Origin of the sequence: Janthinobacterium sp. ROICE36 (genome assembly GCF_002869965.1) — a bacterium.
Taxonomy (GTDB): domain Bacteria; phylum Pseudomonadota; class Gammaproteobacteria; order Burkholderiales; family Burkholderiaceae_D; genus Janthinobacterium.
In genome coordinates this window covers 1-10,025 of the sequence record NZ_PEBS01000115.1, presented here as the reverse complement: position 1 = coordinate 10,025, position 10,025 = coordinate 1, and the positions used below count along the sequence as shown (strand labels likewise).

Genomic DNA, 10,025 nt, shown 5'->3' with positions numbered 1-10,025 from the left:
CTTGCCCGTCGAGACCGGCCAATAGCGTGCCGGCCAGACCGTCGGACAGATTGCTCTGGTTGCGCAGTTGCACCTGGCCATACTGCCCCGGCAGCACGCTGATTTGCACCACGCCATCGTGGATGTCTTGCGCGGGCAGATACGCTTGCGCGAGGAAATAACCACGGTTCTGGTAATAGCTGGCAATTTTTGACGCCATGGCGCGTAGCTCGCCCAGGGTCAGCTCGCTGCCCGGCACGAAACCTGTGCTGGCGACCAGCTCGCTCTCGGTAAACACGGGCGGCGCCGTCACCTTCAAGCGCTGCACCGTGATGCGCGTGGTATCGCCCAGCGTGGTGGCCGGCACATTGCCTTGCTGCACGCGGATGGCCGGCGGCGCTTTCGGCAACTGGGGCGCGACGGGAATCTGCTGCAACTGGCTGCCGGCGCTGGGGGGATCGACGGCATAGGCGGACTGGATCACCAGCAGCAGGGTCAGGGGAAGTAATTTGGTGTTCAAGGTCATCCTTTCTGGCGGTGCGCCCGCGCCAGACACACCGCTTCCGGCTGCACCAACGGGGGAATACAAATGCTGAAGCGGGCGTATTTTTTTGATATCAATGTTAAATTCGATGGCAACTAAAAAATCAAGTTCCGCTCAGCAACATTGATCCATTCTAGTCCCTTGCCAGGCGTGAAAATGCCTATCTGATGACCTCATTCACCAAATCGGTGCACTCCCAATTGCGATAGTCTTAAAATACAAAAAAACCCATGAAAATGCGCTTTTCAACTAAAAAACGTTGTCCTTGCACAACAATATTGACACACTATCACTATCGGCATGCTATTTCTCGCATGCAACACTTCTGGAAAATGCGCAGAATATGAGTATTATCGCCACATAAAACAATGTTATTTTTTTTCCATACCTGGATACGGTTTCCATGACACACTTTCTTTTGTACCTTGGTATGTAACATACTTGCAAAAATAAAATTCAATATATAAATATTGATATGGATAAATTGTTTTCTGACGATGGGGGACGGGGACGGGAGGCTGCTTGAACTTCCGCGAGGTATATCGGCGTGACAAGCCTCCAACATATCAGCCGGGGGCTGACGTGCGGGAGGCCTGTGGAGAGGAAGACGGGAGGAAATGCGTTACCGTGCTGAACTGGCCAAGCACTACCTGGACAGCACGTATTTCGCCAGTGTCGCCGCATCGGCGACACTGAGCTGGCTGAAGGGCGGCATGGGCACGGGACCCCATTTGCCGGCGCCCCCGCGGCGGATGTTCGCCGCCACGGCCGCGACGCTATCCTTGCCCTTGTATCTGGCTGCCACCTCGGTAAAACCCGGACCGACCACTTTCTGGTCGAGGGCATGGCATGCCATGCAGCCATTCGCCGCCAGCAAGGTGTTGACATCCTTGCCGCTGGCGGCCGGGACAGTCGCTGCGGCTGGCCTGGCCACGGCCGCGGCCGCGGCGCCCCGCTCCGCGCCATAGGTTTTCACCAGGTAATCGACCATGTCTGGCATGTCTTCATCGGCAAACTGGGCGCCGAACGGCTTTTTCATCTTCTTGACGGTCGCTTCCCAGTAGGCGCGCGGCGAGGCAGACGGCTGGCTCGATGCATACTGGGCCGCGTGGCACGTCATGCAGTTGCGCTGCACCAGCTGGTAGCCGGGCAATTCGCTGGGTTTGTAGGTTGCCGTTTCCGGCGGCAAATGGATTTCCAGCGCGCCTGCGCTGCCGGCAAGCGCCAGGGTCATGGCGGTGACGAGTGTTCTTATCAGCATGGCATTCTCCTCACACTGCCTGGATGCGCGTGGTTTCCACCACATTGCGCATATAACCCATGGGATTCCACAGGGCTTTCATCGGCTGGCTCTGGCCGATGCGGTTGACGGCACGCACCATCAGCACGTGTTTGCCCTTGCGCGGCGCCTTCAGGACCAGCGTCCACTCGCAGAACGAGAAACGACCCAGGTCCTTGCCCAGTCTGGTTTCCTGCCACGTCTGGCCGCCGTCCACCGACACGGTCACCTCGCTGATGCCATGGCCGCCATCAAAAGCGATGCCGCGCAAGGCCAGGTCGCGCCCCGCTTTTACCTGCGCGCCATCTTGCACGCTGGTAATGAAGGAGCGCACGTTGAGGCGGCTGATGGGCGTCGTCTTGCCCACGGGCGCGCCCGGCTCGATGAAACCGGAGCCGTTGTCAGGGATGCGGTAGCCCGTGCTCATCCAGAAGCCGTCGAAGGGCTTGTCCAGCACGCTGATATCGCTCAGGTGCTTGACCCAGTAGGTGCCATAGAACCCCGGCACGATGAGGCGCAGCGGATAGCCGTTGAGGAAAGGAATATCCTCGCCATTCATGGCCCAGGCCAGCAGCACGTCGCCAGCCATGATGTGCTCGACGGACAAGGCTTTTTGAAAGTCAGGACCGTCGCCCACGGGCGGTGTTTCCAGTCCATTGAAAGCCACTTGCACGGCACTGGCCGCTATGCCGGCCTTTTCCAGCACGGTTTTCAGGGGGATGCCCGTCCAGCGGGCATTGCCCATGGCGCCATTGCCCAGCTGCCCGCCGTTGGCGCGCGGGGCAAAAAAACCGCGACTATTGCCCGAGCATTGCGTCACGGCTACCACCTCGACGGGTTCTTCCAACTGTTTCAGTTCCGCCAGCGACAGCTCGAGCGGCGTCTTGACCAGACCGGCGACGCGCAGGCGGTAGCTGTCGCCGTCTATGCTGGTAGGCAAGCCGCTCCAGTGGTAGCGCACGAAAAAAGCATCGTTGGGCGTGATCGCGCCTTCGTTGAAGACACTGAACGGCGTTTCCAACTGGGGCGGACGGCTGGTCAACAGGATCAGCGGGCGCTTTTGCGGAAAGGCCACCAGTTCGCGCTCGCCATTTTCAAACGGCAAGGTGACAGAGGCTGCAAGTGTCGGCCCCGCCACTGCGGCAGCGCCCAAGGCGGCCGTGGTGCGCAGGAAACGGCGCCGGCTTGCAGGCAACAAGGTCGTGTCAGACATGTTTGAGCTCCACTTTGGTGTCGGCGGAGGCACCGCCGTTGCGGTCATCGTTGACCAGTTTCTTGATGTAGTACATGACGCTCATGATGGCCACGCTCAACAGGCCGAACCAGAACGACACGCGCTGCTCCGTATCGGACGACACGCTCATGGCCCCCAGGATCACCAGCATGGCGATGATGGTGAAATACGTCAGGTAGGGGAACAGCCACATGCGCACCTTGATGCGTTCCGGGCATTCGCGTTCCAGGCGGCGGCGCAGGCGCAATTGAGATATCGCAATCAGCAAGTACACAAACAGGATCAGAATGCCGTAGGAATTGACGATGAAGGGGAACACCAGATCGGCCGATACATACGAGACGGCAATGGCGAAATAGGCGAACAGGGTGCTGAACAAGATGGCGCGTATGGGCACGCCGTTCTTGCTCAGCTTGACCAGGCCGGTCGGCGCGTCGCCGCGGCGCGTCAGCGCAAAGATCATGCGCGACGAGGCGTACAGGCTGGAATTCAAGGCCGACAGCACGGCCGTCAAGATGATGGCGTTCATGATGTGGGCCGCGTACGGAATGTTCATCACCGTCAGGGCGCTGACGAAAGGCGTGGCGATGGCCGGTGAATCCCAGGGCACGATACAGACGACGACAAACATGGACCCCACATAAAACATCAGCACGCGCGTGATGACGGAATTGGTGGCGCGGGCGATGGCCTTGGCCGGGTCCGACGTTTCGGCGGCGGCGATGGTGACGATTTCAGCGCCCGAATAAAAGGCCGTGGCGGCGACCGCACCACTCAATACAGGCCCCCAGCCGTGGGGCATGAAGCCGCCATTGCTGGTCAAAAAGCCCAGGCTTGGGATGCTGTTAGGCAAGCTGCCCGTGATGAACAGGGCGCCCACAAACAGGAAGACGACAATGGCGACCACCTTGATCGAGGCGAACCAGAACTCGAATTCACCGAAGGCCTTGACGGAGAACAAATTAAGCACCGTCATCGAGACGAGCAAGACCAGGCTGATAGCCCACGATGGCACGTCGGGCAGCCAGAAATTGACCAGCTTGGCGCCGGCGATGGCTTCCAGCGCCACGACGACGACCCAGAAATACCAGTACATCCAGCCGCTCATGAAGCCGAGGAATTTCGATACTTTGGGTTTGTCGTCGAAGGCCAGGCGCGCATATTCATAGAAGGAGCCGACCACGGGCAGGGACGAGGCCAGCTCGCCCAGCATGCGCATGATCAGGACGACCAGGCCGCCCGTGAGCAGGAAGGAAAGGATGGCGGCCGGGCCGGCAGCCTTGGCGATGACGCCGCTGCCGACAAAGAGGCCGGCGCCGATCACGCCGCCAATGGCGATCATGCTCATGTGGCGTTGCTTGAGCGAGTGCTGCAAGCCCGTGTTGTTATGGTTGTCGCTAATCATGTTTGTCTCCTAGTAATATCTGAAGCTCGGTGCGCCCTGACCTGCTGCGGCTCTGTTTCTGCCGCGCGGCTTTGTTTTATTTGGGCAACACCGTCAAGCAGCATCGATACATCATCAAATCAGTCTGGTTGGCTGCATGCCATAAGTCAATCTGGAAATGCAGCGGCCCGGCGCGGCGGCCAAGGGGCAAGCGCGCTGGAGGATACGTACAGGGTATTGCTGAGTTATTGCTGGTTGAAAAATGGGAGCGGCGGCAACACTTGTGGCGTCGGCGCCACTCCCGGGAACGTCTTACACCTTGCCCTTCCATGGCACGAGGGTCCGTTCGAGGTAGCGCATCATCAAATCAAACAGGAAAGCAAAGAAGCCGATCACGATAATGCCCATGATCACCACATCACTGGCCAGGAACTCGGAGGCGCTCAGCACCATATAGCCGAGACCGCGCGTGGCCGCCACCATCTCGCCCGCCACCAGGGTGGTCCAGCCCACGCCGATGCCGATGCGCATGCCGGTGAGAATTTCCGGAATCGCGGCCCGCAGGATCACGTGCACGATGACCTGGAAACGCGTGGCGCTCATCGAGTAAGCTGCGTGGATTTGCTCCAGCGACACAGAGCTGACGCCGGCGCGTGCCGCGATCGCCATCGGCGCGAAGATGGCCAGGAAGATCAGGTAGACCTTCGAAAACTCGCCGATGCCGAACCAGATGATCACCAGTGGCAAGTAAGCGAGCGGCGGCAGCGGACGGTAGAACTCGATCAAGGGATCGAAGATGCCGCGTGCCACGCGGTTGACGCCCATCATCACGCCTATGGGAATGGCAAACAGGCAGGCCAGTCCAAAGGCGCCAAACACCCGGACCAGGCTGGCCACCGTGTGTTCCCACAGGGTGGCGCCGCCGAAACCGGTGGTGGCCGCCATGATGAATTTCTCGTACACGGCTTGCGGCGACGGCAGGAACAGCGGTTTGACCATACCGCTGGCCGTCACGGCGAACCACAGCAAGAGCACGGCAATGACGGTAACGCTGGCGATGCGGCTGGAATTGCCCTGCCCCGGCGCGCCGAACGCTTCGCCGGGCATGGCGCAGCGGGGAGCGAACAGGCGCGCAAAAAAGCCGGCGCGCTTGGTGGTGGCAGGAGGAAATCCCACGACGGATGGGCTATGCATGGGACACCTCCAGCTCTTTATTGACGGCGCGCTCCTGGTTCATTGCGCGCTCGTCGCCATAAATGATGTTGAGCACGGTTTCGCGCATGGCGATGAAGTCCGGGCTCGATTTCACGGCGCGCGCATCGCGGCATTCGAGGAAGCGCTTGTTGAAATCGAGTTCATACGTATGCGTGATGCGGCCCGGACGGGGCGACATGACGATCAGCCGGTTCGCCAGGAACAGCGCCTCGTCGACGCTGTGGGTAATAAAGAAGAACATGGTGCTGGACTTGGCCCAGATATCGAGCAGCAATTCCTGGATGGTTTCGCGCGTCAGCGCATCGAGCGCCGCCATCGGTTCATCCATCAGCAGCATGGCGGGATTGCTGGTCAGGGCGCGGGCGATGCCCACCCGCTGCTGCATGCCACCCGACAATTGATAAATCATATTGTCGTGAAAGTCCTTCAAGCCGACCAGCGCCAGGTTCTTGGCCGCCTGTTCGCGGCGCACGGCTTTAGTCACACCTTGCAACTTCAGGCCGAATTCCACGTTTTCCATCACATTCAGCCATGGCAGCAAGGCATGCTTCTGGAACACCACGCCACGGTCGGCGCCCGGCCCTTCCACTTTATTGTCGCCGAGCATGATTTCGCCTTTGGACGGGGCAATAAAGCCCGCCATCAGGCTCAGCAAGGTTGTCTTGCCACAACCCGAGGCGCCTAGCGCGACGACAAAGTCGCCGCTATTGATGGTCAGGTTAATATTATTTAAGGCATGTACGCGTTCACCGGCCGTCTTGCCCGGATAAATCACGCTGACATCCTTGACGTACAGATTTTCCATCGTGTGCCCCGCATAGGTGTAGTCACTTCAGTTCAACGCATTCTGTTCAGTCAGCGCGCCCGCAGGCGCGCCATCGCACAACGTTTACTTCAGCAGGCCGGCGGCCTGTGCATACCTGGGTGTCACATATTTGGCGTAATCTGTTGCCAGGGTATCGATCTTGCCTTCGCCCTTCAAGAATTGCGCCGTGGCCAGCAAGGCTTGCGCCACGCCGCCCTTCGCGCCGCCACCGAGCCAGGCCGGCGACGCCTGCTCTTGCAGCGATGGATAGGCGTACAGGGCCACGGAAGCGGCCACATCCTTGGCGGCCGCACCCGAATGCTTGACGTTGGCTTTCACTTGCGGCGAATCGATGGTCCACGCTTTCGGATTGGCGCGGTAGTCGGCGTCAGCGGCGGCCATCACCTTGACGAACTTGGCCATGAAGTCCGCATTCGCTTCGCCCCAGGCGCGCTCGACGGCGATGCCGTCAAACGTGGCCTTGCCCTTCTTGCTCAGTTCGCCGGACGTGACGAGGACCTTGCCGTTTTGCTTGAGCTTGCTCAAGGCCGGGTCCCACACGAAGGCGGCATCGATGTCGCCCCGCTCCCAGGCGGCGGCGATCTGGTTCGGCTGCATGTTCAGCAATTTCACTTCCGTGGGCTTGATGCCCCACGTTTCCAGCGCGAACATGGTGTGGAAATGCGTGGTGGAAACGAAAGGCACGGCGATCTTCTTGCCGCGCAAGTCGGTAGGCTTGCTGATGCCGGCACCATTGCGGGCCACCATCGCTTCGGCTTCATTGATGTCGTCGATGATCCAGAACAGCTGCAGATCGACGCCGCGGCTGACGGCCGCCGTCAGCGGACTGGAGCCGATGACGCCGATCTGCACGTCGCCGGAAGCCATGCCGGTGGCCACCTTGGCGCCCGAGTCGAACTTGCGCCAGTTGATTTTATAGCCCGTGGTTTTCTCCACTTCGCCGCTGGCGATGGCCACCAGGAAGGGACCGTTGATTTCCTGGTAGGCAATCGTCACTTCCTTGCCTTGTGCGAAGGCCGTACCGCTGGATGCAAGGGCGACGCCCAGCACCAGGGTGCCGAAGACGGCGCGGCGCATCGTTGAAAAAACCGTTTTGCTCGGGGTTTTGCTCGTGTATGTGTTCATGTCTCACTCCAAGTTTATTGTTATGTGTGAACGTGCGGGCAATAACATCCTTACGGATGGCGCCGCTGGCCGGTCTATGCCAGCGCATGCGGCGACTTGAACTGCAGTGCTGCTTTTAGAAAACTTCATCCTTCAAGTGATACCAGCGGTACAGGAAGCGCTGACCCAGGCGGCGGAACGGGGCGAACGCTTGCGACTCGACCAGTTCCATCATGTTGGGATATGGCAATTTCGAATTAAAGATCGGCAAGCCCGTGTCGCTGGCCTTGCCGGCGATGCGTTCGGCCATGCGCCGCCCTGCCTGCGCCGAATACATGACGCCGTTGCCGCCGTAGCCGAGCGAATAGAAGATCGATTGTTTCGGGTCCGGTTGCACGATGCGCGGCATCATGTCGTGGCTGACATCGACCCAGCCCCACCACGAGTAATCGATGGCGATGCCCGTCAGCGCGGGGAACTTGCGATGCAAATCGTTGATCAAAAACTGTTTGTATTTGTCTTCCGGCGCGTCGGCGCCCGTGATGGCGCTGCGGCTGCCGATCTGCACGCGCTTGTCCGGCATCAAACGGTAGTAGTGACGCAAAATACGCGTATCCGTGAGCACCTGGTGGGTGCGGAAGTTGCACGCCTCGATTTCCGCCGGGGTCAACGGACGCGTGACGAGCGAATTCGACAAAATCGGCAGCAGGCGGTTTTTCACTTGCGGATGCAGATGCGGCGAGGTGTAGCCACCCGTGGCCACGGCCACGACACGGGCACGCACCACGCCGCCTGGCGTTTGCAGATAATGCACGCCGTTGCGCGTTTCCCAGCCCAGCACGGGGCTCGATGGGTGCACCTTGGCGCCCAGCGCGCGCGCCTTGCGCAGGTAGCCGAACGCCAGCTTGCCCGCGTGGATGCCGATGCCTTCCGGCTCGTGCAGTGCGCCGGCCGCTTCCTTGTCGTCGACGAATTCGCGCTTGACCGTGTCGGCGTCGAGGATGCGCGCGTCGTACTGGAAGATCTCGCGCATGATCTTGGCTTCTTTTTCCAGCGCGGGCATGGCTTTCGCCTTGTGGGCGATGTACAGGTGGCCGCCCGGCTGCGGGTCGCAATCGATGTCGGCCGTAATCTTCTTGAACGTTTGCATCGCGTCGCACACTTCCGCGTGCAGTTTCAGGGCCGTGTCTAGCCCATAGCGGTCTATCCACTGCGAGCGCTTCAGGCGGCCCGTCGTGCATTGCGCCTGGCCGCCGTTGCGCGTGCTGCAGCCCCAGCTGACCCGGTTCGCTTCCAGCACGGTGGCCTTGATGCCGTGCTCCTGGGCCAGAAAGATGGCGCAGGAGAGACCGGTAAAACCCGAGCCGATGATGGCCACGTCGACGTCGATGTCATGCGTGATGGGGCCGTCGTCGGCCGGCGGCTCGCCGGCCGTGCCGATCCAGTAGGTGGGCGCGTAGGCAGTGCCGTGGCCGGGGCGCTGTGCCACCAGCGGATCGAAGGCGGGATCGTAGGGCGTGCGGGCGGCGGTGCTGTTGCCCATTACGCCAGGCGGGGTGTCGACAGGTTTGTTCATGGTCATTCCTGGTGAACGTGCTGGCTCAGGCTTTGGCAGCCGTGACGACCGGTGGGCGATCCTTGCGGAAGGCGTTCTTCACGGCGATCTTGCCGTCGCGGAAGGTGAAGATGTCGACCATGCGCGCTTCGATGCGTGTGCCGTCCGCCTTGGTGCCGGCAAAGGTCGACTCCGTCACGCCGCGCTCGCCGCTGACGAAGTGTTCGGGCTTGAGCCAGGCGGCGTCGGGGAAAGTTTGCCAGGCCAGTTCGAAGCCGGCGCGCACGGCGTCGCGGCCGATGAAACTCTTGCCCAGCAGGTCAGGACCGGCAACGGCGTGAAATTCACAATCGTCCGCCATGGCGGCCATCAGGGCGTCGATATCGTGGCGGTTCCAGGCATCGCCAAACGCTTGCAGGAAGTCGGTGGTGACAGCGTCGGTGTGCGGTACAGGGTGGTTCATGGTGGTCTCCGTAAATCGTTTTTGATACGCTACGTTCCGTTTTTTATCTTTTATTGAATTTAAGCCTTAAACATGGCCTTGTCAAATCAAATAATTCAAAAAAACGGGACGTTTTGCATTCTTTAATGAAATTATGATATTTCCGTGACTATCTGTGAGAATTTGGTCACAGCCAACTTCCCATTGCCGGCTGGCTTATACATAGTCTTTGTACTTATCCAGGTGACGGATAGGCTTGCTCAGCGCATCGCGGCGGAACGGGTCGCCCAGCTCGCGCGTGCACATGATTTCAATGATGGTGGTCTTGCCCTCATTCATCTGCATGGCGATGGCCTTCTTCAAGGCCGGACCCACGTCTTCCAGCTTGTCGACCGTGATGCCTTCGGCGCCCATGGCCCGCGCAATTTCCGCGAAGCTCTGGTTATCGAGCTCGCCGGCGACG

At 60.1% G+C, this 10,025-nt stretch carries 10 protein-coding genes; all 10 read right to left on the bottom strand.

Annotation, left to right across the window (positions count from 1 at the left end; translation table 11 throughout):
- The coding region (locus CSZ94_RS25895) for a POTRA domain-containing protein (protein WP_308410605.1) at positions 1-499 on the bottom strand (499 nt) is incomplete at its 3' end.
- A 670-nt stretch (positions 500-1,169) separates the two neighbouring features.
- Positions 1,170-1,784, bottom strand: coding sequence for a SorB family sulfite dehydrogenase c-type cytochrome subunit (gene sorB, locus CSZ94_RS25890; protein ID WP_102124143.1), 615 nt, complete (start codon positions 1,782-1,784; stop codon positions 1,170-1,172).
- A gap of 10 nt (positions 1,785-1,794) precedes the next feature.
- Positions 1,795-3,015, bottom strand: coding sequence for a SorA family sulfite dehydrogenase catalytic subunit (gene sorA, locus CSZ94_RS25885; RefSeq protein ID WP_102124142.1), 1,221 nt, complete (start codon positions 3,013-3,015; stop codon positions 1,795-1,797).
- Positions 3,008-4,441: an amino acid permease gene (locus CSZ94_RS25880; RefSeq protein WP_102124141.1), complete on the bottom strand. Its 1,434-nt coding sequence runs from the start codon at positions 4,439-4,441 to the stop codon at positions 3,008-3,010. The genes sorA and CSZ94_RS25880 overlap by 8 nt, the downstream gene beginning before the upstream one ends.
- Before the next feature lie 291 nt (positions 4,442-4,732).
- The gene (locus tag CSZ94_RS25875) at positions 4,733-5,527 is read right to left on the bottom strand and encodes an ABC transporter permease subunit (protein WP_258001216.1); all 795 of its coding nucleotides are present in this window, start codon (positions 5,525-5,527) and stop codon (positions 4,733-4,735) included.
- 79 nt (positions 5,528-5,606) lie between these two features.
- Positions 5,607-6,440 (bottom strand): taurine ABC transporter ATP-binding protein, encoded by an 834-nt coding sequence (locus tag CSZ94_RS25870; protein WP_102124139.1) that lies wholly within the window; start codon positions 6,438-6,440, stop codon positions 5,607-5,609.
- Positions 6,441-6,524: 84 nt separating this feature from the next.
- Positions 6,525-7,586, bottom strand: coding sequence for a taurine ABC transporter substrate-binding protein (gene tauA, locus CSZ94_RS25865; RefSeq protein WP_180977633.1), 1,062 nt, complete (start codon positions 7,584-7,586; stop codon positions 6,525-6,527).
- 115 nt (positions 7,587-7,701) lie between these two features.
- Complete coding sequence (locus CSZ94_RS25860; RefSeq protein WP_102124138.1) at positions 7,702-9,141, bottom strand: NAD(P)/FAD-dependent oxidoreductase; 1,440 nt, start codon at positions 9,139-9,141, stop codon at positions 7,702-7,704.
- A gap of 25 nt (positions 9,142-9,166) precedes the next feature.
- On the bottom strand, positions 9,167-9,583 hold the full coding sequence (locus CSZ94_RS25855; protein WP_102124137.1) for a nuclear transport factor 2 family protein: 417 nt from the start codon (positions 9,581-9,583) through the stop codon (positions 9,167-9,169).
- A gap of 195 nt (positions 9,584-9,778) precedes the next feature.
- The coding region (locus CSZ94_RS25850) for a thiamine pyrophosphate-dependent enzyme (RefSeq protein ID WP_258001215.1) at positions 9,779-10,025 on the bottom strand (247 nt) is incomplete at its 5' end.

What these genes read in the sequence shown, in the direction of transcription:
- CSZ94_RS25875 (WP_258001216.1), bottom strand. Translation starts at nt 5,527, where the DNA reads ATGCCCGGCGAAGCGTTCGGCGCGCCGGGGCAGGGCAATTCCAGCCGC.
- CSZ94_RS25880 (WP_102124141.1), bottom strand. Translation starts at nt 4,441, where the DNA reads ATGATTAGCGACAACCATAACAACACGGGCTTGCAGCACTCGCTCAAG.
- CSZ94_RS25870 (WP_102124139.1), bottom strand. Translation starts at nt 6,440, where the DNA reads ATGGAAAATCTGTACGTCAAGGATGTCAGCGTGATTTATCCGGGCAAG.
- CSZ94_RS25860 (WP_102124138.1), bottom strand. Translation starts at nt 9,141, where the DNA reads ATGAACAAACCTGTCGACACCCCGCCTGGCGTAATGGGCAACAGCACC.
- tauA (WP_180977633.1), bottom strand. Translation starts at nt 7,586, where the DNA reads ATGAACACATACACGAGCAAAACCCCGAGCAAAACGGTTTTTTCAACG.
- sorB (WP_102124143.1), bottom strand. Translation starts at nt 1,784, where the DNA reads ATGCTGATAAGAACACTCGTCACCGCCATGACCCTGGCGCTTGCCGGC.
- CSZ94_RS25855 (WP_102124137.1), bottom strand. Translation starts at nt 9,583, where the DNA reads ATGAACCACCCTGTACCGCACACCGACGCTGTCACCACCGACTTCCTG.
- sorA (WP_102124142.1), bottom strand. Translation starts at nt 3,015, where the DNA reads ATGTCTGACACGACCTTGTTGCCTGCAAGCCGGCGCCGTTTCCTGCGC.